This window comes from Methylobacterium sp. P5_C11, from assembly GCF_054049775.1.
Genome location: NZ_JBFULS010000015.1, coordinates 66255 through 91959, shown reverse-complemented (window position 1 = coordinate 91959; position 25705 = coordinate 66255). Strand labels below are relative to the sequence as shown.

Genomic DNA, 25705 nt, shown 5'->3' with positions numbered 1-25705 from the left:
TCACGGAATGACGCGCGCCTGCATCGTGGGTTGGGCTCACACCCCCTTCGGCAAGCTGGAGGAGCCGGATGTCGAGGGTCTGATCGCCCGGGTCTCGGGCGAGGCGCTGGCGCATGCCGGGGTCGAGGAGGCCCAGGTCGACGGCATCTACGTCGGCTCGATGAACACCGGCTTCTCGAAGCAGGGTTTCGAGGGGTCCCTCGTGGCGGTGAACCGGCCGGGCCTCGCCCATGCGCCGGCGACCCATTTGGAGAACGCCTGCGCCACCGGCTCGGCGGCGCTCTATGCCGCCCTCGACTTCGTCGACAGCGGCCGCGGCCGGATCGCCCTGGTGATCGGCGCCGAGAAGATGACGGCCAAGACCGTGACCGAGACCGGCGACATCCTGCTCGGCGCCTCCTACCGCAAGGAGGAGGCCGAGATTGAGGGCGGCTTCGCGGGCGTGTTCGGGCGGATCGCGGCGGGCTACTTCCAGCGCTACGGCGATCGCAGCGAGGAGCTAGCGCGGATCGCCGCCAAGAACCACCGCAACGGCGTCGGCAACCCCTACGCGCAGCTGCGCAAGGATCTCGGCTTCGATTTCTGCAACCGGGTCTCGGAGAAGAACCCCTACGTGGCGGCGCCCCTGCGGCGGACCGACTGTTCCCTGATCTCGGACGGGGCCGCGGCTCTGGTGGTGGCGGACGCCGAGACCGCCGAGGGGCTGGAGCGGGCGATCGGCTTCCGCGCCCGGGCGCACGTCAACGACATCCTGCCCCTGTCCCGCCGCGACCCGACGGAGTTCAAGGGCGCACGGCTCGCCTGGGAGAAGGCGCGCGCTCAGGCCGGGATCGGCAACGACGACCTCTCCTTCGTGGAGACCCACGATTGCTTCACCATCGCCGAGCTGATCGAGTACGAAGCGATGGGGCTCGCCGCCCCCGGCGAAGGCTACCGCGTGGTGCGCGAGGGTCTGGCCGAGAAGGGCGGCCGGCTGCCGATCAACCCGTCCGGCGGCCTTAAGGCCAAGGGCCATCCGGTGGGTGCCACCGGCGTCTCGATGCACGTGATGGCCTGCCTGCAGCTCATGGGGGAGGCCGGCGAGATGCAGGTGCCCGGGGCGGACCTCGCGGGGATCTTCAACATGGGCGGGGCGGCTGTCGCCAACTACGTGTCGATCCTGGAGCGGCGTCGCTGAGGGGGCGTTTGCAGCGGCGTCGAAGAGCTAAGTGAGTCTGACCGGTGGCGTCTTTGCGAGCGCAGCGAAGCAACCCAGTGACGCCATGCCGACCAGACGCGCGGTAATCTGGGTCGCTTCGCTGCGCTCGCGATGACGGAGCGGGCGGAGGAATGCACGCGCCCGTTGATCGCGGGTGCCCCGCTCAGCCCAGCTTGTCCAGCGCCTGAACGAGATCGGCGATCAGGTCGGCCTCGTTCTCCAGCCCGATCGACAGCCGCACGGTCTCCGGCCCCACCTGCGCGGCGGCCTTCTCGTGCTCCGGCAGTTGCCGGTGCGTGGTGGAGGACGGGTGGATGGCCAGCGATTTGATCTCGCCGATGTTCACGAGGTGCGAGATCAACTCCAGCCCGGCGATGAACGTGAGCGCGGCCTGCTCCCCGCCCTTCAACGCGAAGGTGAAGATCGAGCCCGGCCCGTTCGGTGTGTAGCGCCGTGCGAGGTCCTCCCCGGGCTGCCCCGGCAACCCCGGATAACTCACCCAGGCCACCGCCGGGTGGTCCTTGAGGAAAGCCGCCACCGCCCGGGCGTTGGCGCAGTGACGCTCCATCCGCAAGGGCAGCGTCTCGATGCCCATCAGCGTCAGGAACGCGTTCATGGGCGACAGGCCGGGGCCGAGGTCGCGCAGGCCGAAGAACCGGCAGGCCGCCGCGAACGGCGTCGCCGGGAAGGCCTCCGTCAGGACGAGACCGTCGTAATCCGGCCAGGGCTCGGTGATGAGGTTGTAGCCGCCGACCTTCGCCCAATCGAAGCGGCCGGCATCGCAGATCACGCCCCCGATGGTCTGGCCGGAGCCGCCCAGGAATTTCGAGGTCGAGTGCACGACGATGTCAGCGCCGTGCTCGATCGGCCGGATGAGCGCCGGGGAGGCGAGGGTGTTGTCCACTACCAGCGGCAGGTTGTGGCGGCGCGCCACCGCGGCGATGCCGGCGAGGTCCATCACGGAGGCGCAGGGGTTCACGATCGATTCGCAGACGATCGCCCGGCAGTCCGGCGTGATCGCCGCCTCGAAATCCTCCGGGGTCATGCCGCGGGCGAAATGCGGTTTCAGGTCGTAGCGGCCGTCGAGGCGCCGCATGAGGCCGAGCGAGCCGCCGAACAGGCGCGGAGAGGCGACATAGGCATCGCCGCTCTTCATCAGCGTCATGAGCACGAGCAGCATGGCCGACTGACCGGACGAGACGGCGACCGCCGCCTTCGCGCCTTCGAGGTCGGCGATACGCCGCTCCAGGGCCGCCACCGTCGGGTTGGAGCCGCGCGAATACGAGAAGCCGGTCCGGCGTCCGGCGAAGATGTCCGCCGCCTGCTCGGTGGAGTCGAACACGAAACCGTTGGTGAAATAGATCGGCTGGACCCGTGCACCCGTGGCGGGATCCGGCGCGGCACCGGCATGGATGGCCCGGGTCGCGAAGCGGTGCGGTCGGTTCTTGTCCGTCATGGCTCTCGGTCGGGTGTTGCAGGCCCGGACCGGGGGTGACCCCGCGCGCAACCGGGCGTCACGCCGCGCGGCGTATGAAGGCCTGAAGGGTTCGGACCAGGGTGGTCGGCTCGTAGGGCTTCGGGATGAACCGCGCGCCCTCCGGCATGTCGTTGGGGCCGGGCGTGCCCATGCCGGACACCACCAGCACCGGAATCGACGGCCAGCGATGGGCCACGAGGCGGGCGAGGGCGAATCCGTCCATCGAGCCCTGCGGCATGTCGACGTCGGTCATCAGGACGCCGACGTCGTCGCGATTCTCCAGGACCTTGAGAGCCTTGTCGGCGTGGGTCGCCTCCACGACGGTGAAGCCCGCATCCGCGAGAGTGTCCGAGGCCTCCATCAACAGGAGGCCGTCGTCTTCCACCAGGAGCACCACGGGTTGGTCGGACGGGCTATCTGACATCAGACCTGCGAAGGTGAGTCTCAAATTCCGAAGCCCGCGCCGTATTCCCACGGGGCTCCCCGCGTCAAGGCAGGGGTCCCGGCTGCGTCAGGCTGCCTCTTCACGCTTGCCGAGGCGCTTATCGAGATAGGTGTCCACCGTCTGGGTCAGTTCCTCGACCTTTCCGTCGAAGAAGTGATTGGCTCCGTCGACCATCTGGTGCTCGATGATGACGCCCTTCTGGGTCTTCACTTTCTCGATCACCGGCATGACTTCGCGGGCGGGCGCCACCCGATCTTCCGAGCCATGCACGAACAGGCCCGAGGACGGGCAGGGCGCCAGGAAGGTGAAGTCGTAGCGGTTCGCCATCGCGGCGATCGAGATGAAGCCCTCAATCTCCGGCCGGCGCATCAGCAGCTGCATGCCGATCCACGAGCCGAACGAGACGCCGGCGATCCAGCACGACTTCGCCTCCGGATTGACCGACTGCACCCAATCGAGGGCCGCGGCCGCGTCGGATAGTTCGCCCGATCCGTGATCGAAGGAGCCCTGGCTACGGCCGACCCCGCGAAAATTGAAACGCAGGGCTGCGAAGCCGCGATTGGCGAAGGTGTAAAAAAGATTGTACACAATTTGATTGTTCATCGTGCCCCCGAACTGCGGGTGCGGGTGCAGGATGATCGCGATCGGCGCGCCGCGCTTCTTGGGGGCTTGATAACGGCCTTCCAGGCGGCCGGCCGGGCCGGTGAAGATGACTTCGGGCATCGCTCGTCTCTCGCTGTCGAGATCGCCAACCGGGCGATCGGCGCGGCGGCGCAGCAGCCTTGACTCATCGCGCGGGCATCATAAAAGCGCTCTTAGAATAGTTCTAGTCGATTAGAACTATTCTAAAAAAAGCCGCTCCGGCCCATCGCGTTGGCTGTCACGCCGACCGAACACGGCCGGGCGGGATTTCATTTTGTCGGCGCGCCTTAGCACGGCGAGCCGCCGCGCGGGCAAGGAATTGTGACGCGCCGCAACAGAGGCCTTAACGGAACACGGATGAGCCGGGCACGCGCCTATCTCGATTACAACGCCACCGCCCCGGTCCGCCCGGCCGTTGCGGACGCTGTGGCGCGCGCGCTGATGCTCCCCGGCAACCCGTCCTCGATCCACGCGGAGGGCCGTGCCGCCCGGGCCGCCCTGGAGGCCGCCCGCGCGCAGGTCGCCGCCCTGGTGAACGCACGGCCCGACCAGGTGGTGTTCACCAGTGGCGGGACCGAGGCGGCCAACGCGGTCCTGTCGGGGGCGCTGCGCGGCCGCGGGCAGCCCGGCGCGACGCGCCTGCTCCACGGGGCCACGGAGCACCCCTGCGTCGCGGCCGGCCACCGGTTCCCGGAAGCCGCCGTGGAGGCCTTGCCGGTCAACCGCGACGGTGTGATCGACCTCGCCGCGCTGGAGTCCCGCCTCGCGGAACTGGCGGAGGAAAGCGTGCTCCTCTCGGTTCACGCGGGCAACAACGAGACCGGTGCGGTCCAGCCGCTGGCCGATGTGGTGGCCCTGGCGCGGGCGCACGGCCGGACGCTTGTCCACAGCGACGCGGTCCAGGCGGCCGGCAAGATCCCCCTGGACATGACCGGTCTCGGCCTCGACGCGCTCACGCTGTCGGGCCACAAGTTCGCTGCCCCGAAAGGCGTCGGCGCCCTGGTGCTGGCGGACGGCGTCACCCTGGAGACCGCTTTCCTGCGCGGGGGCGGCCAAGAGCGCCGGCAGCGCTGCGGCACCGAGAGCCTGCCGGCGATCGTGGGCATGGGCGAGGCGGCCCGGATCGCCCGCGAGTCCCTCGACGCGGAAGCGGCGCGGCTGTCGGCCTTGCGCGACCGGATGGAGGCGCGCGTGCGGACTCTGGCGCCCGACGCCGTGGTGTTCGCCGCGGGAGCGCCGCGCCTGCCCAACACCCTGAGCTTCTCGGTCCCGGGCCTCGACGCGCCCGGCGCCCTGATCGCCCTCGACCTCGCCGGCGTGGCGGTGTCGTCGGGCTCGGCCTGCTCCTCGGGCAAGGTCACGCGCTCGGCGACGCTCGCCGCTATGGGCGTCGGTCCGGATCTCGCCGGGGGGGCGCTCCGCGTCAGCCTCGGCTGGAACACGGTGGACGAGGAGGTGTCATGCTTCCTCGACGCCTTCGAACGGGTCTTGCAGCCCCTATATAAGCGGAAAGGGCGCGCGGCCTGAACGCGGCCGTACCCCTCCGCTTTCCGACAGACGCTTCCCGGTCCTTGACGCCGGAGATGCCTAGGAGACGCTGATGCCTGCCGTGCAGGAAACCATTGACCGGGTCCGCTCGATCGACCTCGACCAGTACAAGTACGGATTCGAGACCACCATCGAGATGGAGAAGTCCGAAAAGGGCATCTCCGAGGACGTCGTCCGCTTCATCTCGGCCAAGAAGAACGAGCCCGCGTGGCTCCTGGAATGGCGCCTCGACGCCTACCGGCGCTGGCTGACCATGAAGGAGCCGGAATGGGCGCGGGTCTCCTACGACAAGGTCGACTACAACGACATCTACTACTACGCGGCGCCCAAGCGGCCGGCGGCGATGTCGCTTGACGAGATCGACCCCGAGATCCTGAAGACCTACGAGAAGCTCGGGATTCCGTTGCGCGAGGTCGAGGTGCTGGAGGGCATCGCGCCGGAGCGCCGCGTGGCGGTCGACGCCGTGTTCGATTCGGTCTCGGTGGCCACCACCTTCAAGAAGGAACTCTCGAAGGCCGGCGTGATCTTCATGCCGATCTCGGAGGCCGTGCAGGAATATCCCGAGCTGGTGCAGAAGTACCTCGGATCGGTCGTGCCGGTGACCGACAACTTCTTCGCCACGCTGAACTCGGCCGTGTTCTCGGACGGGTCGTTCGTTTACATCCCGCCGGGCGTGCGCTGCCCGATGGAGCTGTCGACCTATTTCCGCATCAACGAGCGCGACACCGGCCAGTTCGAGCGCACGCTGATCATCGCCGACAAGGGCTCCTACGTCTCGTATCTCGAGGGCTGCACGGCCCCGAAGCGCGACGACAACCAGCTCCACGCCGCAGTGGTCGAGCTCGTCGCCCTGGATGACGCCGAGATCAAGTACTCGACCGTCCAGAATTGGTACCCGGGCGACAACGAGGGCAAGGGCGGGATCTACAACTTCGTCACGAAGCGCGGCGACTGCCGCGGCGCCCGCTCGAAGATCTCCTGGACCCAGGTCGAGACCGGCTCGGCGATCACCTGGAAGTACCCGTCCTGCATCCTGCGCGGCGACGAATCGCGCGGCGAGTTCTACTCGATCGCGGTTTCGAACGGCATGCAGCAGGTCGACTCCGGAACCAAGATGATCCATCTCGGCAAGAACACGACGAGCCGGATCATCTCGAAGGGCATCTCGGCGGGCCGCTCGCAGAACACCTACCGGGGCCTCGTCTCGGCCCACAAGAAGGCCAAGGGCGCGCGCAACTTCACGAACTGCGACTCCCTTCTGATCGGCGACCAGTGCGGCGCGCACACGGTGCCGTACATCGAGTCGAAGAACGCCTCGGCGGTGTTCGAGCACGAGGCGACCACCTCGAAGATCTCCGAGGACCAGATGTTCTACTGCCAGCAGCGCGGCCTCTCCGAAGAGGAGGCGACCGCGCTCATCGTCAACGGCTTCGTCCGGGACGTGCTGCAGCAGTTGCCCATGGAGTTCGCCGTCGAGGCCCAGAAGCTGATCTCGATCAGCCTGGAAGGCTCGGTGGGCTGAGGGCTCTCGACGCGTGTGTACATCCGCTCTCCCCTTTGCGGGGAGGGCCGGGGCTGGGGGTGGTGCCGGATCAGATTCGGCGCTGCCTTCCGCTCCAACCCCAACTCCGGCTCCTCCCCGCACGGGGGAGGAGAGCGCGTCGCCCGTCATCACGCCAGGATGCGTGAGCGGCGAGGCCTCGGGGACGGGGGACAATCAGCGACTTCGAACAGGACTACCGGACAATGCTGGAAATCAAGAACCTCGTCGTGCAGATCGAGGACAACCGCATCCTCAACGGCCTCGACCTGACCGTGAAGGACGGCGAGGTCGCCGCAATCATGGGTCCGAACGGCTCGGGCAAGTCGACCCTCTCCTACGTCATCGCCGGAAAGTCGGACTACGAGGTCCTCGACGGCGAGATCCTGCTCGACGGCCACAACCTGCTGGAGATGGAGCCCGACGAGCGCGCGGCCGCCGGCGTGTTCCTGGCCTTCCAGTATCCGCTGGAGATCCCCGGCGTCGGCACCATGACGTTCCTCAAGGCCTGCCTGAACGCCCAGCGCAAGGCCCGCGGCGAGGGCGAGATCTCGACCCCCGACTTCATCCGCGCGGTCAACGCCGCCGCGGACCGGCTGGAAATCAACAAGGACATGCTCAAGCGCGCCCTCAACGTCGGGTTCTCCGGCGGCGAGAAGAAGCGCATGGAGATCCTCCAGATGGCGCTCCTGGAGCCGAAGTTCTGCGTCCTCGACGAGACCGATTCCGGCCTCGACATCGACGCCCTGCGCATCGTCTCCGAGGGCGTGAACGCCCTTCGCGGCAAGGGCCGCTCGTTCCTGGTGATCACCCACTATCAGCGCCTCCTGAACCACATCGTGCCGGACGTCGTGCACGTCATGGCGAAGGGCCGGATCGTGAAGACCGGCGGCAAGGAGCTGGCCCTGGAGCTCGAGGCGTCGGGCTACGCCGAATACAGCACCAGCGAGGCGGCCTGAGCCATGGCCGACGTCACCAACTTCCGCTCGCCTGCCGAGGCTGGCCTGTCGAAGCTGTTCGAGGCGGGTCGCCAGAGCTTCGCCAGCGAAACCGCGATCGCCCGTGAGGAAGCCTTCCGCTTCTTCGAGGCGGCCGGCCTGCCGAGCCGCCGGGTCGAGGCCTTCAAGTACACCGACCTGCGCGCCGCCATCACGGAGGCCGCTCCGCCCGCGGAGGCGCCGAGCCTCGACGTTGCGAAGGCGGCCGTCGCCGCGGCGCGGGGTTTCGCCGGCCTCGAGGCCGCGCGCCTGACCTTCGTGAACGGCCACCTCGTCCGCGCGCTGTCCGATCTCGACCGGATCCCCGAGGGCGTCACGGTGACCCCGATGTCCGAGGCGCTGACCAAGGGCGACGCCGCCCTGAAGCAGCTCGCACCGGTGTCCCAGGCCCGCGAGAACCCGGTCTATCAGCTCAACACCGCCTTCCTCGCGGACGGGGCTGTGATCACGGTCGCCCCCGGCGCGAAGCCGGAGCTGCCCCTGCACCTCCGCTTCGTCGGCACCGGCGATGCGCCGTTCTCGACGGCGACCCGCGTGCTGGTCCAGCTCGGCGAGGGTGCGGAATTCAGCCTGCTGGAGAGCCACGAGGGGCCGGACGGGCTGACCTGTCAGCCCAACGACGCCCTCGACGTGGTGGTCGGCCCCAGGGCCGCCTTCCGGCATACGCGCCTGAACATCGAGGGGGACGCCACGATCGCGCTCTCGACCCTGTCGCTCAAAGTCGAGGCCGAGGCGCAGGTCGAGACCGTCAACCTCGTGACCGGGGCCGTGCTGTCGCGCCACCAGATCTTCGTCCACGTCGCGGGCGAGGATACGAACGTGGTCGTCAACGGCGCCGCCATGCTGCGCAAGGGCCAGCTCGCCGATTCGACGCTGCTTGCGGACCATGCCTCCGTCGGCGGCGTCGGCCGCGAGCAGTTCAAGTGGATCATCGACGGCGACGCGACCGGCGTGTTCCAGGGCAAGATCATCGTCCGGCAGGCCGCCCAGAAGACGGACGGCAAGATGAAGTCCGACTGCCTCCTCCTTACCGACGAGGGGCAGATGATGAACAAGCCGGAACTGGAGATCTTCGCCGACGACGTCGCCTGCGGCCACGGGGCCACCTGCGGTGCGCCGGACGAGGATCTATTGTTCTACCTGATGGCCCGCGGCCTGCCGCGCCCCGTCGCCGAGAGCCTGCTGGTGCAGGCCTTCGTGGGCGAGGCGGTGGAGGCGGTCACGCACGAGGGCGCCCGCGCGGCGCTGATCGGCGAGATCGAAGCCTGGCTCAAGGCGCGGGGCTGACATCCCGGCCGGTCCCGCTCGGTGACCGGCCGCTTCTCCAGACCTGACTCCCATCCTGAGGCGCCCGCGGGAGCGGGTCTCCAGGGTGGGCGCCAGGCACCGCAACACCAGCCGGGGGGCTCCGAGGAGCCCCCCGCTCCGCTCCGGCACCTCAGGATGAGGGCTGTTCCCGGGATCGGCGAAGTCTTCCGAAGGTCGCGACCATGAACGCACCCGTCCTCACCCCCACCTACGACGTCGAGGCGATCCGCAAGGATTTCCCGATCCTGGCGCAGCAGGTCTACGGCAAGCCGCTGGTCTACCTCGACAATGCGGCCTCGGCGCAGAAACCCCGTCAGGTGATCGACGCGATGGTGGCCTGCATGGAGACGGGCTACGCCAACGTCCACCGCGGCCTGCATTTCATGGCGAATGCCGCCACCGAGGGCTTCGAGGGCGCCCGCGAAACGACGCGCCAGTTCCTCAACGCCGCCTCCACGGACGAGATCATCTTCACGCGCAACGCCACGGAGGCCTACAACCTCGTGGCCTCGTCGATGGGCTGGGCCGGGATGATCGGGGAGGGGGACGAGATCATCCTCTCGATCATGGAGCACCACTCCAACATCGTGCCCTGGCACTTCCTGCGCGAGCGCCGCGGCGCGGTGATCAAGTGGGCGCCGGTGGACGACCAGGGCAATTTCCTGGTCGAGGAGTACGAGAAGCTGTTCTCGCCGCGCACCAAGATGGTGGCGATCACCCACATGTCGAACGTGCTCGGCACGGTGACGCCCGCCGCGGAGATCGTGCGGATCGCCCATGCCCACGGCGTCCCCGTGCTGCTGGACGGTGCGCAGAGCGCCGTGCATCAACCCGTCGACGTCCGGGCGCTGGACTGCGACTTCTTCGTCTTCACCGGCCATAAGGTCTACGGACCGACCGGGATCGGCGTGCTCTACGCCAAGAAGGAATGGCTGGAGCGCCTGCCGCCCTATCAAGGCGGGGGCGAAATGATCCGCACGGTGAGCGAGGACGCGGTCACCTACAACGACCCGCCGCACAAGTTCGAGGCCGGGACCCCGGCGATCGTCGAGGCCGTCGGCCTCGGGGCGGCGCTCGAGTACATGATGAACCTCGGACGAGAGGCCATCGCGGCTCACGAGGCGAAGCTCACGGCCTACGCGCAGGAACGGCTCGGCGCGATGAATACCCTGCGCCTGATCGGCACCGCGGCCGGCAAGGGCGGCGTGATCGCCTTCGAGATGAAGGGGACCCATGCCCACGACATCGCAACGGTGATCGACCGGCAGGGGGTGGCGGTGCGGGCTGGGACGCATTGCGCCATGCCGCTGCTGAACCGCTTCGGCGTCACCTCGACCTGCCGGGCCTCGTTCGGCCTCTACAACACCACGGCGGAGATCGACGCCCTTGCCGAAGCCCTCGGCAGGGCAGAAATGCTGTTCACCTGATAGTCTGGTTGGAGCTGGTCCCGCCCGCGCGGGACCGGGGAGAGTGAAGCGATGACCACCGACGCCACCATCACGGGCGGCATGAACGCCCCCGCCGTCGCGGGCACCTCCGCGATCCCGCAGGCGGAGATGGACCGCCTGACGGACGACATCGTCGCCGCGCTCAAGAGCGTCTACGATCCCGAGATACCGGCCGACATCTACGAACTCGGCCTCATCTACAAGGTCGACATCGACGACGACCGAAAGGTCGCCATCGACATGACCCTCACGGCCCCTGGCTGTCCGGTGGCGGGCGAGATGCCGGGCTGGGTCGAGAACGCCGTCGGCGCGGTGGCCGGTGTCCAGTCCTGCACGGTGACCATGGTGTTCGATCCGCCGTGGGACCAGAGCCGGATGTCGGACGAGGCCCGCGTCGCCCTGGACATGTGGTAGGACGTCCGCGGCTCCACCCGTGCGTGGGGCCGCAAGCCCATGGCGTCACGGCGTTCCGAGGATCGCTCGGGGACGGCCCCCCGCGGGGGCCTGCCCGGAAAATATTACACTGCCTTCGAAACGGTTTAGCGCGCGGACTTCGGGCGCCGCGCGAACCGTCGCGCCGTCCGGTTCTGCGGCGATCTACGTAGCCGTTAAGACCCCGCTAACCACGACCGCGCAGATCGATCGGAGCCGCTGCGAGCCGCGGCCTCTCCCTCGATACGGTTGGTGGAAACGGATGGCATCGGGCTACGTGGTCGCGGCGTTCCTGGAATTGGTCGGGCTGGTCGGTCTCGTGATCGCGGTGCTCAGGATGCGGACGGAACGACAGGCACGGTCCGCCGAGTTGCGGAGCTTCCTTCGGTCCGGACAGATGCCGGCGACCGGCGCCGTCGGATCGCACACGGACGTTGCGTCGCGCGTCATCGCCATCCCGTTCGACCCCGCGCGCGGCAGCGCGGAACCTGCGCGCCCATCGGCCGCCCGTGCGGCGCTCGGGCGCGCCATCCCGACCCTGCGCAACGGACTGTCCGCAGCGATCAGCGCAGGATGATGTCGAGGCCGCTTCCGAACAGGACGACGGCGCTGAGCGTCAGCATGAACTTCAGGTCTTCCAGACGTGCGCTCATGATCGCCCCGCGTTGTTTGGCTGGCTGGCCGCTGCTTCGATGAGGCATCATCAGCGAAAGGACAGGTTTTGCGCGAGTCCTTTCAGGTTCCGTTAGGGATTTACCGACGCTTTCCATTTACTAAAGTTACCAATTGGTTAAATCGGGATCTGCGCGTACGCCCCGTTTCGGCCCGGACACGCACGTCCCCACCGGACGCCAGGAAAGTTCGCGTCATGTCTCCAACCCCGAGCACGACCATCGGGCGGATCGTCGATTGGCTCTTCCGTGACCGGAGGACCGGCGCGATCACCATCGCGCAATGGCCGAATCTGCCCCTCTGGCTGTTCGCCGGCTTCAGCCTGGCGGCCTGGCTCGCGCAGGGGCGGGGACCGGTCGAGTCCTGGCTGTCGCTCGGTGCCGACCTCGCGCTGGCGTGGTGGGCGGCCGACGAACTCCTGCGTGGCGTGAATCCGTGGCGTCGCATTCTCGGCGCAGCGACGCTGATCGGCCTGATCGCGCTCACCACGCTCCGACGCGTCGGCTAGCGCCGTTCCCGCTTGGGTTGGGAGAGGGGGCATGACGCGGCTGCCTGGACCGCAGTCCCCCTGCGTCCAAACCGTTGCGACACGATCGAGAACGGCTCAGCTCAGAAGCGACGATCTCGCGCTACCGACAATTGTATTTTTCAGCGGCGAATAAGCGCGGGCTCGGGGCCTGCGCCAGGGAAAGCGGATCACCGGCAGCCAATTGCCCGGTGCGCCTCCTCGCGGCCGGTCCGGCCGCAGACCCCGGAGATGCGGCAGCAACATAACGGCAGGTTGCACCCGCCGAAAAAGTGTGGATGGTCGTGCCGCGCGCCGTTTAGACGGCGCGGGTGTGCCATCCAGCGCCTTCGCGCTCGGCTGAAGGATTGGTTTCCGGGAAATCATGACGGACGCGGGTGGATTCGATCTCGACAGCAAGGCGAAAACCGCGCGCGAGCGCGAATCGCTGCTGCGCCAGATTGCCGAGGCCCTGGAGATCCCGATCTCGACCTTCCGAAGGCCGGCCGCCTCTCTGAGCCCCAACGGCCCGAGCGCCTCCGAGTGTGCCGCCCTGTTGTCGGCCTTCTCGCGGATCGAGGACCCGGAACTCCGCAAGGCGTGCGTGGTGCTGGCGGAGCGCTACAGTCGCGCCTGAGAGGCGAAGCCCCCCGCGGTGCGGTTGCGCACGCGGGCTCTGTGAGCGCCGCGATGTCGGCATGCTATAGGGGCCTCCGTTTCCGAAGGCGGCCCGCACGGTCGGCCCACCGCATGTCCGGAGCCGGAACGCCGTCGCCGTCTCCGCGCAAGCCCCAACTCGCTTCAGGCCCCGATGCCGATCCTCTCCATCTCGAAGCTGTCGAAGACCTACACGTCCGGTTTCACCGCCCTGCGCGACATCGACCTCGCCATCGAGCGCGGCGAGATCTTCGCGCTCCTCGGCCCGAACGGGGCCGGCAAGTCGACTCTGATCAACATCGTCTGCGGCATCGTCACGCCGAGTTCCGGCACCGTGCTGGTCGACGGTCATGACATCGCCGGCGATTACCGCGCCGCCCGCCGGGCCATCGGCCTCGTGCCACAGGAACTGACCACCGACGCCTTCGAGACGGTGGTGAATACGGTGAGCTTCTCCCGGGGGCTGTTCGGCCTGCGGCCAGACCCCGGCCACATCGAGCGCATCCTGAAGGCGCTCTCCCTGTGGGACAAGCGCGACAGCCGGCTCATGACCCTGTCGGGCGGCATGAAGCGCCGCGTCCTGATCGCCAAGGCCCTATCGCACGAACCCCGGATCCTCTTCCTCGACGAGCCCACTGCGGGGGTCGACGTGGAGCTGCGCCAGGACATGTGGCGCCTCGTGCGCGAGCTGCGCCAGCAGGGCGTGACGGTGATCCTCACCACCCACTACATCGAGGAGGCCGAGGAGATGGCCGACCGGATCGGCGTGATCCGCCGCGGCGAGATCATCCTGGTCGAGGAGAAGGCGGCGCTGATGCACAAGCTCGGGCGCAAGCGGCTGACCCTGCATCTCCAGCAGCCGATCGCTTCCGTTCCGTCGGAACTTGCCGATTACGAGCTGGCGCTTGCCGGGGACGGACACGCGCTGATCTATACCTACGACACGCGGGCGGAGCGGACCGGCATCACCGGGCTGCTGACCGGACTCTCCGCGGCGGGCATCCGCTTCAACGACCTCCACACCGAGCAGAGTTCCCTGGAGGACATCTTCGTCGGCCTCGTCCGCGGGGACGACGCACGGTCAGGAGTACCGGCATGAGCGCGGCCTTCAGCATGAACTGGCCGGCGGTTCGGGCGATCTACCTGTTCGAGATGGGCCGTTTCTGGCGCACGGCAGGGCAGAGCATCCTCGCCCCGGTGATCTCGACAACCCTGTATTTCGTGGTGTTCGGGGCCGCGATCGGCTCCCGGGTCTCGGCCGTGGACGGCGTGCCCTACGGGCTGTTCATCGTGCCGGGCCTGATCATGCTGTCGCTGCTCACGCAGAGCATTTCCAACGCCTCGTTCGGCATCTACTTCCCGCGCTTCGCCGGGACGATCTACGAGATCCTCTCGGCGCCGATCTCACCTCTTGAGGTGGTGCTGGGCTTCGTCGGCGCGGCGGCCTCCAAGTCGATCCTGATCGGCCTGATCATCCTGGCGACCTCGGCGCTGTTCGTACCGCTGCGGATCGACCATCCCTTCTGGATGCTCGGGTTCCTGCTGCTCACCGCGGTGACGTTCAGCCTGTTCGGCTTCGTGATCGGGCTCTGGGCCGACGGGTTCGAGAAGCTTCAGCTGGTGCCGCTCCTCGTGGTGACGCCCCTGACCTTCCTGGGCGGCAGCTTCTACGCCATCGGCATGCTGCCGCCGTTCTGGCACGCGGTGAGCCTGCTCAACCCGGTCGTCTACCTGATCAGCGGATTCCGCTGGGCATTCTTCGGCAGCGCCGACGTGAGCATCGCGATCAGCCTCGGCATGACCGCCCTGTTCCTGTGCGTGTGCCTGGGCCTCGTCACCTACATCTTCCGGACGGGCTACAGGCTGAAGAGCTGAAGGCTCAAGGCTGGGCGGCGAGGAAGGCCAGCACGCCGTCCCGATGCGGCTTGGCTCCGACCGCCGTGGAGTGGTCTTTGCCCTCGATCTCCAGGGCGCGCGCATCCGGCATCAGGGCGGCGAGAGCCGGACCGGATCCCGCCACGGTGTCGAGGGTGCCGACCGAGACCAGCACCGGAACCTCGATCTGCCCGAGTTCGGCCCGGCTGAGCGTCTGGCGCGAGCCGCGCATGCAGGCCGCCAGGGCGCGCAGGTCGCTGCGGGTCTGCTCGGCGAAGGTGCGGAAGGCGGCGGCCGTCGGGTTCGGCGCCGGCGTCCCGGCCGGCGCCTCCAGCGCCTCGGCGATCCCGGAGGGCAGTCCCTTGCCTTCGACCAGATGCATGCCGAGGCCGCCGATCAGGGCCGACCGTACCCGGTCCGCGTGGTCCAGGGCGATGTGGGCCGTGATCCGGCCGCCCATCGAATAGCCCATGACGTGGGCGCGTTCGATGCCGAGATGGTCGAGGAGCCGGATCGCGTCGCCCGCCATCGCTTCGGAGCTGTAGGCGGCCGGGTCGTAGAGCTTCTCGCTCTCGCCGTGGCCGCGATTGTCCAGCGCGATCGCCCGGTAGCCGGCCTGGGTCAGCGCGCGGACCCACTGGGTGTTCACCCAGTTGACCGCGTGGTTCGACGCGAAGCCGTGGATCAGCAGGACCGGCTTGCCTCCTCCGTCCGCAGGCGGCACGTCGATATAGGCGATCCGCACGCCGTCGGAATTGAAGGATTCCATGCCGGGCACCCTGTGTTCATCAAGCTCGGCCACGGCTTAGACCAAGCGGGCGCGCCGGGGCAACGCGGATCGATCCGCTTGCGGGGCGGAGCGCCGGCTGGCAAACCGCGGCGGTCATGACGGACACGCAGCCCTACGGCACCTACGAACCGGCCGGCCTCGTGGCGGCGATCACCCGCCGCACGAACCGGATCCCCGCCGAATCCTGGTACGGGCGGCGCCTGGCGCTGTTCCTGCGCCGGATCGCGATCTCGCGCCTGGGGGGCAAACCCCTCGACGTGATCCGTTACGGGGCGCGGATGCGGCTGCATCCCTACAACAACAACTGCGAGAAGAAGGTGCTGTTCACCCCGCAGTTCTTCGATCCGGAGGAGCGGGCGCTGCTGCAGGCGCGCCTGCCGAAGGACTGCGTGTTCCTCGACATCGGCGCCAATATCGGCGCCTACGCCCTATGCGTCGCGGCGTTCTCGGGTCCGGCGGCCCGGATCGTGGCCGTCGAACCGCAGCCCGACGTGTTCGACCGCCTGACCTACAACATCGCCCAGAACCCGTTCCACACCGTCAAGGCCGTCGCCTGCGCGGTGGCCGACAAGGCCGGCGAGCTGACCCTGTTCATCGATCCCCGCAACCGCGGCGAGTCGAGCCTGCGCATCGTCGGCACCAACGAAGGCGCGCGGATCACCGTCCCGGCGGTCACGCTGCTGGATCTCCTGCGCAGCGAAGGCCTGAGCCGGGTCGACGCGATCAAGCTCGACGTCGAGGGCGCGGAGGACCTGATCCTGGAGCCGTTCCTGCGCGAGGCGCCTGAGGCGCTGCTGCCGCGGATGCTGCTGATCGAGAACGGCAGCGGGCAGTGGCAGCTCGACCTGCCGACCCATCTTGCGACCTATGGCTACCGCGAGATCTCGCGGTCGCGGCTGAACCTGATGTTCGAGCGTCCCGACGTCAGGGCGGGGTGATCACCGGAATCTCCGCGGCGATGGCGACGCCCTCCGGCCCGACGGCGCATCGATAGGCGTGGACCGCCACACCCGCCGCCCGGGCCTCCCGGAAAGCCCGGTCGAAGGCGGGGTCGATGTCCCGGGCGACATCGAAGGCCTCGGCCTGCATCTGCACGACGATGACCACCAGCGCCCGGCCGCCCTCGGCCACGACCTGGGCGAGGTCGCGCATGTGCCGGGCGCTACGGGCGGCCTTGCAGTCCGGAAACTCGGCGAGGCCGGCCTGGCGCATCAGGTGGCAGTTCTTGACCTCGACGTGGCATCCGCCCTCGGCCGCGCCGCTCGCCAGGAAGTCGACCCGGCTCGCCTGCGCGTAGCGAACCTCCGGCTTCAGCACGTCGTGACCGGCGAGGGCCGCGATGGCGCCGGCCCGGAAGGCCTCGGCCACGAGGGCGTTCGGGCGCATTGTGTTGACGCCGACCCATTGCGCACCGCCGGGCAGGTCCGCCTCCACGAGTTCCCAGGTCAGCGGCAGCTTCCGCGCCGGATTGCCCGACCTGGAGAGCAGCACCTGCGCCCCGGGCGTGTTCAACCCGAGCATCGCCCCGGGGTTCGGGCAATGGACCGTCACCCGGCCGTCATCGGTATCGATGTCGGCCAGGAAGCGCTTGTAGCGCTGCACGAGCCGTCCGGGCAGGAGCGGCGCGGCGAACTGCATCGGATCCTCGGGGTTTGCGTAGTCGTGGGCTGCGGTCGCGCTATCTGCCTGCGAGACCAGCCCGACGCCAGAGTTCCATGACCCAGCCCTCCGATTCCGTCACCGCCGCGATCCTCGTCATCGGCGATGAGATCCTCTCCGGTCGCACCAAGGACAAGAACATCGGCACGATCGCCGACTTTCTCACCGCCGCCGGGATCGACCTGCGGGAGGTGCGGATCGTGCCCGACGAGGCCGCCATGATCGTCGAGGCGGTCAACGCGCTGCGCGCCCACTACACCTACCTGTTCACCACCGGCGGGATCGGCCCGACCCACGACGACATCACGGCCGATTGCGTGGCCGAAGCCTTCGGGGTCGGCATCGATGTCGATGAGCGCGCCCGGGCGATGCTGCTGGAGCGACACAAGCCGGAGGATCTCAACGCGGCGCGCCTGCGCATGGCGCGGATTCCGTTCGGGGCCGACCTGATCGCCAACCCGGTCTCGAAGGCACCCGGCTTCCGGATCGGGAACGTCCACGTCATGGCCGGCGTCCCGAGCATCATGCAGGCCATGCTCGATTCGATCGCGCCGACCCTGAAGGGTGGGGACGCGATGCTGTCCGAGACGATCGAGGCCGCCGGCGTGGCCGAGGGCACCTACGCGGGCGAACTCGGCGCGATCGCCAAGGCGCACCCGTCGGTCTCCATCGGCTCGTACCCGGCCATCACGCCGGAGGGGTTCCGCAACCGGATCGTGGTGCGCAGCCGCGACGCGGAGGCGCTCGCGAAGGCGCGGAGCGCGGTCGAAGCCCTGGTGGGACGGCTGTCGGCCTGAGTGACGGACATCCGTTCGGATCGAGTGGTGTAGCGAGGCTGAGTGGATGGTTCGGGACAAGGACAAGCGGGCTGATCCGGAGGTCCGGCGCGACGAGTTGCTGAAGGAAGTCTCCGAGATCGGGCGACCGGACGCCTACGTGCTGCACGAGGTCATCCGCCTCGAGGGCGACGAGGAACTGCGGCGCCACGGGGTCGCGCTGTTCCTGTCGGCCTTCGCGGCCGGTCTGAGCATCGCCCTGTCGCTGATCGTGCCGGGCGTCCTGCGGAGCCACCTGCCCGAGACCGACTGGGCGAAGATCGTGAGTTCGATGGGCTACGCGGTCGGGTTCCTGGTCGTCGTGCTGGGTCGGCAGCAGCTGTTCACCGAGAACACCATCACGCCGATCCTGCCGCTGCTGCACGACCGCTCGGTGAAGACGGCCCTGCGGGTCATACGGCTCTGGGCCATCGTCCTGTCCGGGAACATCCTCGGCACGCTCGCCATCGCGACGGTTCTGGCGCACGCCGGCGCCTTCGAGCCGCCGGTGCTCAAGGCCTTCGCCGCGATCAGCCACGACGCCATCGCGCACCCGTTCTGGGCGACGTTCGTCAAGGCGGTGTTCGCCGGCTGGATGGTCGCCCTGATGGTCTGGTTCCTTCCGGCCACCGGCAGCGCCGCCCCCTTCGTGATCCTGTTGATGACGTGGCTCGTGGCGCTCTGCAGCCTCGCGCACATCGTCGCCGGCTCCGTGGAGGCGTTCTACCTCGTCGTCACCGGCGCGGCTTCGATGGCCGATTACGGGCTGAAGTTCTTCCTGCCGACGCTGCTGGGAAACCTGTTCGGCGGCGCAACCCTGGTGGCGGTGCTGAACTACGGTCAGGTGGCTCCGGAGGTGGAGGAGACCAAGGCGGTGGAGGGCGAGCGGCCCGATTGAGGCGGAGGCGCCCGTCGACGCGCAGGGGCGAGCCGACCGGACAGTCCGGGTCATCCCGGACCTGCAGCACACGAGCCTGAACGGTCTTCGTATGTCACGGGCGGACCCGGCGCTCGCGCCCTCCAGGATCGGGGATGCATCCGACGTTCCAGTCCACACCATGGCGACGCTGAAAGAAAAAGCTCTTCTCTCGTCACCACATCCGGCCTGACGGCCTCGCTTCTTCATCAAGGAGCTGGCCCGATGTCCGCCTTGTCCGCAGCCTTCCTCCGCGACGAAGCCGCAGCGTCCGTCAAGCTGGAAAGCACTGACGTGGTAGCCGACATAAAGCCTGCGACGATCCGGCCGATCATCGCGGCCGACATCGTCAAGGAAGCGCGCCCACACGGACGGGTCCGACATCTGACGCGACGGTCGGCGTCACCTTCACTAATCCCAGAAGACCGCTGAGGGCACCAGGAAGCGGTCCGCGGCATCGTCCACACGAACACCGTTGTGGGCCACTCCTCCATGTTGAAACATAGCATGAGGGGCATCTACCCACATTGCGGCAAGCAGCACCTCCACCGCTATCTCGCGGAGTTGGACTTCGTGCACACGTTCCGCCCTCGCGTGCTCCCTCAACGGCGAAACAGGCACCGACCGGCCATCCCGCACGATATCTATTGTTTCGCGCTGCGTGGGGCTGGGGCTAGCTAGGACGAGGTTGGTTTTGATGCCATGCTGAAGCCGGTAGCGAGGCCCCGTAATGCTGCCTCTGGAAGACCCTGAAGCATCGGGGCGCTTGGTCAGGCGGCGTGATTTGGACGCCTTCAACGCCTTCCGCGCTCCATTCCATAGCGAGCACGATTGCACTTGCCGGCGATGTCCGCGTGACCGAGCGGAGACCGTCCGGCCCCTTGCCTGAAATAACGAAGGGCATGGTTGCGCTCCAAGCTTGTAAGCGGGAGCGCACGTCTCTCTCGGCCGTCAGCGCCTACGGTTCGGTTGCTGACGATCTAGGTCAACGGTCCTGAACGCCGTTTGTTACGCAGATCAGAAATTGGCAATCGTTTCGCCAGCCGCGAAGCCTCGCTGAGGCGTCTGTGCGAACGGTATAATGGCCAAAGAAAAAGCCGCCCGGAGGCGGCTTCTCGATGCGTCGGAGCGTCCGGATCAGGATCGCATGCGGGTCCGGACCTCGCCGAGGCTCGAACGGATCAGACCTTGAGCGGCCTCGCCCTGCATCCGCTCGCGCAGGATCGTCTCCGACACCTTCACGGCCGCTTCCGCGGCGGCGGCGCGGACCTGGGCTTCGGCCTGAGCTTCGGCCTGGGCGATCTTGGTCTCGGCGGCCTTCGTGCGGCGGGCGAGGAAGTCGTCGAGCTTCCGATGACCCTCCTCGGCGGCGCGCTTGGCCTCCTCGCGGGCGCTGGCGACGATCGACTCGGCCTCCTTCTCGGCCTCGGCGCGGCGGCGCTTGTAGTCGGCGAGGACGGCAGCCGCCTCCTCGCGGAGGCGCTTGGCCTCGTCGAGTTCGTGACGGACACGGCTGGCGCGGCCGTCCAGGCCTTTGGTCATCGCCGAGAAGCCGCCGGCCTTCCAGGCGATGCCCATGAAGATGACGAACGCAACGGCGACCCAGAATTCGGCTTCGAGCAGCATCGTGGGATCCCGTCTAGTGTGCGGTGGCGTCGAGGGCGCGGTCGAGGGTCACCCGGTCGGGGACCTGACCGGTCAGACGCTCGACGATCGCCGACGCGGCCTCGCCCGCGATCGAGCGGACGTTGCCCATGGCGGCCTCGGTCCGGGAGCGGATGGTCGCTTCGGAGGCGGCGAGCTTGGCGTTCAGCTCCTCCTCCAGCGCCTTGCGCTTGACCTCGGCCTCGGCGGCCAGTTCGCCCCGGGTGGTCTGAGCGATGTCGCGCGCCTTGCCCTGGGCGTCCCGAAGAGCGGTTTCGAAGGCCACGCCGGCGGCATCCGCCTCGGCCTTCATCGCCTGCGCTTGATCCAGGTCGGCCCGAAGGCGCTCGGCGCGGGCGTGCAGGATCGACTGGATCCGCGGCAGCGCGATCTTGTCCATCAGGTAGTAGAGCAGCCCGAAGGCCAGGGCGAGCCAGATCAGCTGCGACAGGAACCCGGAGCTCTCGAAGGGCGGGAACGCGCCCGTATGCGCTTCCGAGTGCTCGGTATGGCCCGGCACGATCTGCGTGTCGGCGCCCGGAGGCGGCGTGGTGAGGGGGTTGGGCTGCGCCATGAGACCGCTACACTGACACCGTTCGCGTAGGTCACCGCGGCGCGGTGACCGAAGAAGGCGGACGCCCCGTCAGGGAGCGCCCACCCGTTCGTCGGGTGTCGGACACCCGTTGGAGACCGCGGGAACCGCGGCCTCCGGCGCCGATCAGACGGCGAAGAGCAGCAGCAGGGCGATCAGCAGCGAGAAGATGCCGAGCGCCTCGGTGAGGGCGAAGCCCAGGAGCAGCGTGGCGCGCTGGCCGTCGGCCGCGGAGGGGTTGCGAAGGGCGCCGGCAAGGAACTGACCGAACAGGTTGCCGAGGCCGATGCCCGCACCCGCCATGCCGAGGCAAGCGAGGCCGGCGCCGATGTACTTCGCAGCGACGGGATCCATGGTAACTCCTGAGGTCTCTTCAGATCGAAACGTGCAGTGACGTTTGCGGCGGGTGGAGCCGGCCAGGTCTGGTGACTAGTGGCCGGGGTGAAGGGCGTCGTTCAGGTAGATCGCCGTCAGCGTCGCGAAGACGTAGGCCTGAAGCGCCGCAACGAGGAATTCGAGAGCGGTCAGCGCGATCGTCAGGAACAGCGGAAGCGGCGATAGCACGCTCCATGCACCCGCGAGAAGAAGCTGGACCACGAAGAACGCGAAGATCTTCATCGCGATGTGTCCGGCCAGCATGTTGGCGAACAGACGGACCGACAGGCTGATCGGGCGCGAGATGAACGAGATGATCTCGATCGGCACCAGGATCGCCAGCAGCACCTTCGGCACGCCCGACGGCACGAAAAGGCCGAAGAAGTGGGTGCCGTGCTTCATCACGCCGAAGATCACTACGGTGGAGATCACGAGGGCGGCGAGACCGAAGGTGACGATCAGGTGGCTGGTCACCGCGAAGGCGTAGGGGATCATGCCGAACAGGTTCAGGATCAGCACGAACATGAACAGCGAGAACACCAGCGGCATGAACCGCTTGCCGCCGTCGCCGGTGGCTTGGTGCAGCGTGTCGGCGATGAATTCGTAGAAGATCTCGGCCAGCGACTGCATGCGGCCCGGCACCACCGAGCGCGAGGCGGTCGCCACGATGGTGATCAGCGCGATCACGCCGACGGCGGCGAACATGTAGAGGGCGGATTGCGTGAACGCGAGTTGCTGATGGCCGATATGGCCGAGCGAGACGAGCGGCTTCAGCTCGAACTGCTCGATCGGGTCGATCGTGACCGCCATTCCCGCTTCCGCCCTTCTTGTCCGGCGCGCCGACGGATGTCGGCCGCCCCACATTCCCTACCGATCGGCGCGCCTTATGGCTCCTGCCGATCGCGCCGTCCCGGACGCGCGCCGGCGAAACCCGACACCCGCATCACGTTGTAGATCCCCGCCACGAACCCCAGCATCAGGAGGACGATCAGACCCCAGGGCTTCGTCCCGAAGACATGATCGACGATCCAGCCGAGTACGCCCCCCGCGATCACGCCCGCAACGAACTCCGTGGAGATCGTCATGGCCTGGCCCAGCGAGGATGGCCCGCCGTTCCGAGGGCGCGTGGAAGGATCGGGAGCAGCCTGCGGCCGCTTCCGTTCGATCTGCGTCTCGAGACGTCTGAGCCTCGCGGAGAGTTCGCTGTCCGTCGGCGTCTGCTCGGTCCCTTTCCCGTCCCTCGGGTCGTCGCCGTTCACGGCTCAAAGCTCATCGGGCGGGAGGATCTGGAACCGGCTGGACACCCCCAGCAAGCGGGGCGCACCATAGTTTCGCCTATCTTGAGTGTCAAGGCGAGCCCCATACACGGTAAGTCTTTGATTTTGAGTTGGTATTTCAGCTTCGAGCGCGGCGCCGCAACCGCGCTTCTCACGAGGCTGCGAGTGGGCGATCAGGCACCGATGAGCGGCTTGATCACCTTCTCCATGCCCTCGACGGTCATCTCGCCGGTGTAGCGCTCGCCGTTGATGAAGAAGGTCGGCGTGGAATCGACCTTGAACACGTCGAGGCCGCGCTGCTTCACGGCATTGACCGCGCCGTAGACCTTCTGGTCCTTCAGGCAGGCCTCGAAGGTCTGCTTGTTGTAGCCGGCCTGCCGCAGCATCTGCTCCAGGGCATCCACCGGCTTCGGGGTGAAGGCCCAGGCCGGCTGCTGGTCGAACAGCAGGTCGGTGATCGGATAATATTTGGCATCGCCCTCGCAGCGCGCCAGCATGAAGGCCGCGGTGGCGAGGGGGTCCAGGGGGAACTCGCGGAGCGTGAACCGCACCTTGCCGGTGTCGATGTAGCGCTCCTTCAGCGTCGGCCATGTGGTCCGGTGGAAGGCGGCGCAATGCGAGCAGGTCATCGAGGCATACTCGATGATCGTGCATTTGGCATCCGCCGGGCCGAGCCAGACATCGCCCAGCGGGCCGGGCTGGAGCAGCGCGGCCATGTCGGTGCCCTGCGCCTGGGCGCCGCGCGAGAGGTAGGGCAGGGCGAGGCCGGCGCCGAGGGCGAGGCCGGAAAACTTGAGAGCGTCGCGTCGCGTCGTCATCGGGCAGGCTCCGCCGGATTGAACACTCATGGCGTCCGGATGCGGGTACTCGGGCGCGACCGTCCTGGCAAGGTGACCGAATCGACTGCTCACCGCTCCGGGCGCGTCGCCACGGCGGCGGTGCCGAGTCGGTCGAGGGCGGCGCGCAGGCCGTCATCGGCGATCCCCGCCACGGCGCGCTGGACTTCGCTGGCGGCGGCCGGATCGATGCGGGCGCGCGACGGGGTGCGCCCGAGGCGCCCGACCCGGTCCTGCTGCAGCACGATGCGGGAGACGCAGGCCCAGCCGTAATGGGCGTTGATCCGCTGGATCACCACGGGGGCGAGGTGCTGCAGTTCGAGGGCGAAGACACCCTCCACGCGCACCACCAACGTCCCGGATTCGGGGGCGTCGGCCTCCTTCCGGCGGCGCCTCGGCCATTCGAGCTTCGAGGGCCGGCAATAGCGCGCGAGCCGCTCGCCGACGATCTCCGGCCAAGCGGCCAGGATGTCGGTCGAGGCGAAGCCTTGCGCCGCGAAGGCGGGCCCGATGCAACCCTCGATCAGTTCGGCCAGCGGTTTGACGCGCGCCATGGTGGTTCCGGCCCTGTGGATCCGCGCAGGTTAGCGCAGGATGGTTGACGAAGGGAGGACGCAGCCGCGCTTTCGCCGCCCTATGATCGAAGCGGGGCACCGGCTATGCAGCGCGACCCCTGTCGACCTGCTCATGCCGCTTCGCACCGCCACGGATCCCGAGCCCGGTCCCGGACCGAGCGCCGTAGACCTGCTCGCCTGGTACGACCGGCATCGGCGCGTGCTGCCCTGGCGTTCGCGCGCCGGTGAGGTGCCCAATCCCTACCGGGTCTGGCTCTCCGAGGTCATGCTGCAGCAGACGACGATCGCGGCGGTGAAGCCGTATTTCGAGCGCTTCCTGACTCGTTTCCCCGACGTCTTCGCCTTGGCCGAGGCCCCCGATGAGGCCGTGATGGCGGCCTGGGCCGGCCTCGGCTACTATTCCCGTGCGCGCAATCTCCATGCCTGCGCGAGGGCGGTCGCGGCGGGCGGCGGGCGGTTTCCGGACACGGCCGAAGGACTGCGCAAGCTCCCGGGGATCGGCGCCTACACGGCGGGCGCGATCGCAGCGATCGCCTTCGACCGGCCGGAGGCCGCCGTCGACGGCAACGTCGAACGCGTCCTGAGCCGGGCCTATGCGATTGACGCGCCGCTGCCGGGCAGCCGGCCGGAGATCCGCCGCCTGACCCAGGCGCTGGTACCCGACGACAGGCCGGGCGACTTCGCCCAGGCGCTCATGGATCTCGGCGCAACGATCTGCACGCCCAAGCGTCCCGCCTGCGCGCTCTGCCCCTGGATGGCGCCCTGCCGAGCCCGGGCGCTGGGCACCCAGGAGACCTTCCCGCGCAAGATCAGGGTCGCCAAGGGGGCGCTCCGGCGCGGCGCGGCCTTCGTCGCGATCCGCAGCGGCGATGAGGCGGTGCTGTTGCGGACGCGGGCACCCGAGGGCCTGCTCGGCAACATGGCCGAGCCTCCGGGCAGCGCCTGGGAGCCGGGCTACGATCTGGCGGCCGCGCTGCTGGACGCCCCCCTCGACGCCCGCTGGAAGCGGGTTCCGGGGCTCGTGCGCCACGGCTTCACGCATTTCCCGCTGGAACTGACGGTGTTCGCGGCGCGGGTGGCCCTGTCGACGCCGGCGCCCGCCGGCATGCGCTTCACGCCGGGCAGCGCCCTCGACGCGGAGCCGCTGCCCGGCCTGATGCGGAAGGTCCTGGCCCACGCCTTCGACCCGAAGCCGGAGCCCGAGAAGAAGTCGCGGGGCCGTCCCCGAAAGGAGCCGCCGCCGATGCCGCTGTTGGCCGCGATGGAGGCCCCTGTCTCGATGCCGGATCCCGAGCCGCGCCCGAGCGTCCGGGCCGTACCCAAGCCGCGGCCTAAGCCGGCACCCCCGCCGCCACCCGAGGCGGACGATCTGCTCGAGGGGGAGGTGGAGCAACCGGTTGCTCCGGCGCGTGCCCGATCGTCGGCCCGGCGGACGGGGCCGGCCCGGAAGCGGTAGCACCACCGTCATCGCCAGCGGAGCG

The 25705-nt window shown here is 68.4% G+C and carries 28 protein-coding genes and 1 pseudogene; 17 read left to right on the top strand and 12 right to left on the bottom strand.

Annotated features, from left to right (window positions below):
- The first annotated feature begins 7 nt into the window (after window positions 1-7).
- On the top strand, window positions 8-1177 hold the full coding sequence (locus ACXJKQ_RS10875; RefSeq protein WP_457105763.1) for an acetyl-CoA acetyltransferase: 1170 nt from the start codon (window positions 8-10) through the stop codon (window positions 1175-1177).
- A 184-nt stretch (window positions 1178-1361) separates the two neighbouring features.
- Here the strand turns inward: ACXJKQ_RS10875 and ACXJKQ_RS10870 are convergent, their stop codons facing one another.
- From ACXJKQ_RS10870 to ACXJKQ_RS10860, 3 genes are all read right to left on the bottom strand, one after another.
- Window positions 1362-2654 carry an O-acetylhomoserine aminocarboxypropyltransferase/cysteine synthase family protein gene (locus ACXJKQ_RS10870; RefSeq protein ID WP_457105762.1) on the bottom strand — a complete coding sequence of 431 codons (1293 nt, stop codon included), beginning with the start codon at window positions 2652-2654 and terminating at the stop codon, window positions 1362-1364.
- A gap of 58 nt (window positions 2655-2712) precedes the next feature.
- On the bottom strand, window positions 2713-3099 hold the full coding sequence (locus tag ACXJKQ_RS10865; protein WP_012317698.1) for a response regulator: 387 nt from the start codon (window positions 3097-3099) through the stop codon (window positions 2713-2715).
- Between the two features lie 87 nt (window positions 3100-3186).
- A complete protein-coding gene (locus ACXJKQ_RS10860; protein ID WP_043351944.1) occupies window positions 3187-3843 on the bottom strand; it encodes an alpha/beta hydrolase in 657 nt (218 codons plus the stop codon).
- A gap of 276 nt (window positions 3844-4119) precedes the next feature.
- On the opposite strand from ACXJKQ_RS10860, the gene ACXJKQ_RS10855 reads away from it, so the two are divergent.
- The 11 genes from ACXJKQ_RS10855 (at window position 4120) to ACXJKQ_RS10805 (ending at window position 14745) form a co-directional block, all read left to right on the top strand.
- The gene (locus tag ACXJKQ_RS10855; protein ID WP_457105761.1) at window positions 4120-5289 is read left to right on the top strand and encodes a cysteine desulfurase family protein; all 1170 of its coding nucleotides are present in this window, start codon (window positions 4120-4122) and stop codon (window positions 5287-5289) included.
- 73 nt (window positions 5290-5362) lie between these two features.
- Window positions 5363-6832: a Fe-S cluster assembly protein SufB gene (sufB, locus tag ACXJKQ_RS10850; RefSeq protein ID WP_457105760.1), complete on the top strand. Its 1470-nt coding sequence runs from the start codon at window positions 5363-5365 to the stop codon at window positions 6830-6832.
- 224 nt (window positions 6833-7056) lie between these two features.
- Entirely contained in the window at window positions 7057-7809 is a 753-nt protein-coding gene (gene sufC, locus ACXJKQ_RS10845; RefSeq protein WP_457105759.1) for a Fe-S cluster assembly ATPase SufC, read from the top strand.
- Between the two features lie 3 nt (window positions 7810-7812).
- Window positions 7813-9135: a SufB/SufD family protein gene (locus ACXJKQ_RS10840; RefSeq protein ID WP_457105758.1), complete on the top strand. Its 1323-nt coding sequence runs from the start codon at window positions 7813-7815 to the stop codon at window positions 9133-9135.
- 203 nt (window positions 9136-9338) lie between these two features.
- A complete protein-coding gene (locus tag ACXJKQ_RS10835) occupies window positions 9339-10583 on the top strand; it encodes a cysteine desulfurase (RefSeq protein WP_457105757.1) in 1245 nt (414 codons plus the stop codon).
- Window positions 10584-10634: 51 nt separating this feature from the next.
- Window positions 10635-11018 carry an SUF system Fe-S cluster assembly protein gene (locus ACXJKQ_RS10830; RefSeq protein WP_457105756.1) on the top strand — a complete coding sequence of 128 codons (384 nt, stop codon included), beginning with the start codon at window positions 10635-10637 and terminating at the stop codon, window positions 11016-11018.
- A gap of 295 nt (window positions 11019-11313) precedes the next feature.
- Window positions 11314-11613, top strand: a complete 300-nt coding sequence (locus ACXJKQ_RS10825) for a hypothetical protein (protein WP_457105755.1) — start codon at window positions 11314-11316, stop codon at window positions 11611-11613.
- A gap of 291 nt (window positions 11614-11904) precedes the next feature.
- Window positions 11905-12216 (top strand): hypothetical protein, encoded by a 312-nt coding sequence (locus ACXJKQ_RS10820; protein WP_457105754.1) that lies wholly within the window; start codon window positions 11905-11907, stop codon window positions 12214-12216.
- 382 nt (window positions 12217-12598) lie between these two features.
- Window positions 12599-12850 (top strand): hypothetical protein, encoded by a 252-nt coding sequence (locus tag ACXJKQ_RS10815; protein WP_457105753.1) that lies wholly within the window; start codon window positions 12599-12601, stop codon window positions 12848-12850.
- Between the two features lie 174 nt (window positions 12851-13024).
- Entirely contained in the window at window positions 13025-13969 is a 945-nt protein-coding gene (locus tag ACXJKQ_RS10810) for an ABC transporter ATP-binding protein (RefSeq protein ID WP_457105752.1), read from the top strand.
- Between the two features lie 14 nt (window positions 13970-13983).
- Window positions 13984-14745: an ABC transporter permease gene (locus ACXJKQ_RS10805; RefSeq protein ID WP_457105773.1), complete on the top strand. Its 762-nt coding sequence runs from the start codon at window positions 13984-13986 to the stop codon at window positions 14743-14745.
- 4 nt (window positions 14746-14749) lie between these two features.
- On the opposite strand, the gene ACXJKQ_RS10800 is transcribed toward ACXJKQ_RS10805, so the two are convergent.
- The gene (locus tag ACXJKQ_RS10800; protein WP_457105751.1) at window positions 14750-15514 is read right to left on the bottom strand and encodes an alpha/beta fold hydrolase; all 765 of its coding nucleotides are present in this window, start codon (window positions 15512-15514) and stop codon (window positions 14750-14752) included.
- 116 nt (window positions 15515-15630) lie between these two features.
- Here ACXJKQ_RS10800 and ACXJKQ_RS10795 point away from each other — a divergent pair, with 116 nt between their 5' ends.
- Window positions 15631-16473, top strand: coding sequence for an FkbM family methyltransferase (locus tag ACXJKQ_RS10795; RefSeq protein WP_457105750.1), 843 nt, complete (start codon window positions 15631-15633; stop codon window positions 16471-16473).
- Here the strand turns inward: ACXJKQ_RS10795 and sfsA are convergent.
- Window positions 16460-17173 carry a DNA/RNA nuclease SfsA gene (gene sfsA, locus ACXJKQ_RS10790; protein WP_457105749.1) on the bottom strand — a complete coding sequence of 238 codons (714 nt, stop codon included), beginning with the start codon at window positions 17171-17173 and terminating at the stop codon, window positions 16460-16462. The genes ACXJKQ_RS10795 and sfsA overlap by 14 nt on opposite strands.
- A gap of 77 nt (window positions 17174-17250) precedes the next feature.
- Between sfsA and ACXJKQ_RS10785 the strand changes: the two genes are divergently transcribed.
- The 3 genes and pseudogenes from ACXJKQ_RS10785 to ACXJKQ_RS10775 form a co-directional block, all read left to right on the top strand.
- On the top strand, window positions 17251-17991 hold the full coding sequence (locus ACXJKQ_RS10785; RefSeq protein WP_457105748.1) for a competence/damage-inducible protein A: 741 nt from the start codon (window positions 17251-17253) through the stop codon (window positions 17989-17991).
- Window positions 17992-18037: 46 nt separating this feature from the next.
- Window positions 18038-18907, top strand: coding sequence for a formate/nitrite transporter family protein (locus tag ACXJKQ_RS10780; protein WP_457105747.1), 870 nt, complete (start codon window positions 18038-18040; stop codon window positions 18905-18907).
- A gap of 471 nt (window positions 18908-19378) precedes the next feature.
- Window positions 19379-19606: pseudogene (locus ACXJKQ_RS10775) on the top strand (transposase); the annotation flags it as partial.
- Window positions 19607-20062: 456 nt separating this feature from the next.
- Here ACXJKQ_RS10775 and ACXJKQ_RS10770 read toward each other — a convergent pair.
- The 7 genes from ACXJKQ_RS10770 to ACXJKQ_RS10740 form a co-directional block, all read right to left on the bottom strand.
- Window positions 20063-20548 carry a F0F1 ATP synthase subunit B family protein gene (locus ACXJKQ_RS10770; protein ID WP_457105772.1) on the bottom strand — a complete coding sequence of 162 codons (486 nt, stop codon included), beginning with the start codon at window positions 20546-20548 and terminating at the stop codon, window positions 20063-20065.
- A 16-nt stretch (window positions 20549-20564) separates the two neighbouring features.
- Window positions 20565-21143: a F0F1 ATP synthase subunit B family protein gene (locus ACXJKQ_RS10765; RefSeq protein ID WP_457105746.1), complete on the bottom strand. Its 579-nt coding sequence runs from the start codon at window positions 21141-21143 to the stop codon at window positions 20565-20567.
- 144 nt (window positions 21144-21287) lie between these two features.
- On the bottom strand, window positions 21288-21515 hold the full coding sequence (locus tag ACXJKQ_RS10760; protein WP_007566773.1) for a F0F1 ATP synthase subunit C: 228 nt from the start codon (window positions 21513-21515) through the stop codon (window positions 21288-21290).
- 75 nt (window positions 21516-21590) lie between these two features.
- Window positions 21591-22346, bottom strand: a complete 756-nt coding sequence (locus ACXJKQ_RS10755; protein ID WP_457105745.1) for a F0F1 ATP synthase subunit A — start codon at window positions 22344-22346, stop codon at window positions 21591-21593.
- 74 nt (window positions 22347-22420) lie between these two features.
- Window positions 22421-22795, bottom strand: coding sequence for an AtpZ/AtpI family protein (locus ACXJKQ_RS10750; protein ID WP_457105744.1), 375 nt, complete (start codon window positions 22793-22795; stop codon window positions 22421-22423).
- A 191-nt stretch (window positions 22796-22986) separates the two neighbouring features.
- Entirely contained in the window at window positions 22987-23631 is a 645-nt protein-coding gene (locus tag ACXJKQ_RS10745) for a DsbA family protein (protein ID WP_457105743.1), read from the bottom strand.
- Window positions 23632-23720: 89 nt separating this feature from the next.
- Entirely contained in the window at window positions 23721-24203 is a 483-nt protein-coding gene (locus ACXJKQ_RS10740; protein WP_457105742.1) for a DUF721 domain-containing protein, read from the bottom strand.
- Window positions 24204-24336: 133 nt separating this feature from the next.
- Between ACXJKQ_RS10740 and mutY the strand changes: the two genes are divergently transcribed.
- A complete protein-coding gene (gene mutY / locus ACXJKQ_RS10735) occupies window positions 24337-25680 on the top strand; it encodes an A/G-specific adenine glycosylase (RefSeq protein WP_457105741.1) in 1344 nt (447 codons plus the stop codon).
- Window positions 25681-25705 lie beyond the last annotated feature (25 nt).

Coding starts and splice junctions, on each gene's coding strand:
- ACXJKQ_RS10835 (WP_457105757.1), top strand. CDS start 9,339: ATGAACGCACCCGTCCTCACCCCCACCTACGACGTCGAGGCGATCCGC.
- ACXJKQ_RS10865 (WP_012317698.1), bottom strand. CDS start 3,099: ATGTCAGATAGCCCGTCCGACCAACCCGTGGTGCTCCTGGTGGAAGAC.
- ACXJKQ_RS10740 (WP_457105742.1), bottom strand. CDS start 24,203: ATGGCGCGCGTCAAACCGCTGGCCGAACTGATCGAGGGTTGCATCGGG.
- ACXJKQ_RS10860 (WP_043351944.1), bottom strand. CDS start 3,843: ATGCCCGAAGTCATCTTCACCGGCCCGGCCGGCCGCCTGGAAGGCCGT.
- ACXJKQ_RS10755 (WP_457105745.1), bottom strand. CDS start 22,346: ATGGCGGTCACGATCGACCCGATCGAGCAGTTCGAGCTGAAGCCGCTC.
- ACXJKQ_RS10805 (WP_457105773.1), top strand. CDS start 13,984: ATGAACTGGCCGGCGGTTCGGGCGATCTACCTGTTCGAGATGGGCCGT.
- ACXJKQ_RS10810 (WP_457105752.1), top strand. CDS start 13,025: ATGCCGATCCTCTCCATCTCGAAGCTGTCGAAGACCTACACGTCCGGT.
- sufB (WP_457105760.1), top strand. CDS start 5,363: ATGCCTGCCGTGCAGGAAACCATTGACCGGGTCCGCTCGATCGACCTC.
- ACXJKQ_RS10765 (WP_457105746.1), bottom strand. CDS start 21,143: ATGGCGCAGCCCAACCCCCTCACCACGCCGCCTCCGGGCGCCGACACG.
- mutY (WP_457105741.1), top strand. CDS start 24,337: ATGCCGCTTCGCACCGCCACGGATCCCGAGCCCGGTCCCGGACCGAGC.
- ACXJKQ_RS10795 (WP_457105750.1), top strand. CDS start 15,631: ATGACGGACACGCAGCCCTACGGCACCTACGAACCGGCCGGCCTCGTG.
- sfsA (WP_457105749.1), bottom strand. CDS start 17,173: ATGCAGTTCGCCGCGCCGCTCCTGCCCGGACGGCTCGTGCAGCGCTAC.
- ACXJKQ_RS10745 (WP_457105743.1), bottom strand. CDS start 23,631: ATGACGACGCGACGCGACGCTCTCAAGTTTTCCGGCCTCGCCCTCGGC.
- ACXJKQ_RS10820 (WP_457105754.1), top strand. CDS start 11,905: ATGTCTCCAACCCCGAGCACGACCATCGGGCGGATCGTCGATTGGCTC.
- ACXJKQ_RS10875 (WP_457105763.1), top strand. CDS start 8: ATGACGCGCGCCTGCATCGTGGGTTGGGCTCACACCCCCTTCGGCAAG.
- ACXJKQ_RS10780 (WP_457105747.1), top strand. CDS start 18,038: ATGGTTCGGGACAAGGACAAGCGGGCTGATCCGGAGGTCCGGCGCGAC.
- ACXJKQ_RS10830 (WP_457105756.1), top strand. CDS start 10,635: ATGACCACCGACGCCACCATCACGGGCGGCATGAACGCCCCCGCCGTC.
- ACXJKQ_RS10815 (WP_457105753.1), top strand. CDS start 12,599: ATGACGGACGCGGGTGGATTCGATCTCGACAGCAAGGCGAAAACCGCG.
- ACXJKQ_RS10760 (WP_007566773.1), bottom strand. CDS start 21,515: ATGGATCCCGTCGCTGCGAAGTACATCGGCGCCGGCCTCGCTTGCCTC.
- ACXJKQ_RS10800 (WP_457105751.1), bottom strand. CDS start 15,514: ATGGAATCCTTCAATTCCGACGGCGTGCGGATCGCCTATATCGACGTG.
- ACXJKQ_RS10785 (WP_457105748.1), top strand. CDS start 17,251: ATGACCCAGCCCTCCGATTCCGTCACCGCCGCGATCCTCGTCATCGGC.
- sufC (WP_457105759.1), top strand. CDS start 7,057: ATGCTGGAAATCAAGAACCTCGTCGTGCAGATCGAGGACAACCGCATC.
- ACXJKQ_RS10870 (WP_457105762.1), bottom strand. CDS start 2,654: ATGACGGACAAGAACCGACCGCACCGCTTCGCGACCCGGGCCATCCAT.
- ACXJKQ_RS10840 (WP_457105758.1), top strand. CDS start 7,813: ATGGCCGACGTCACCAACTTCCGCTCGCCTGCCGAGGCTGGCCTGTCG.
- ACXJKQ_RS10855 (WP_457105761.1), top strand. CDS start 4,120: ATGAGCCGGGCACGCGCCTATCTCGATTACAACGCCACCGCCCCGGTC.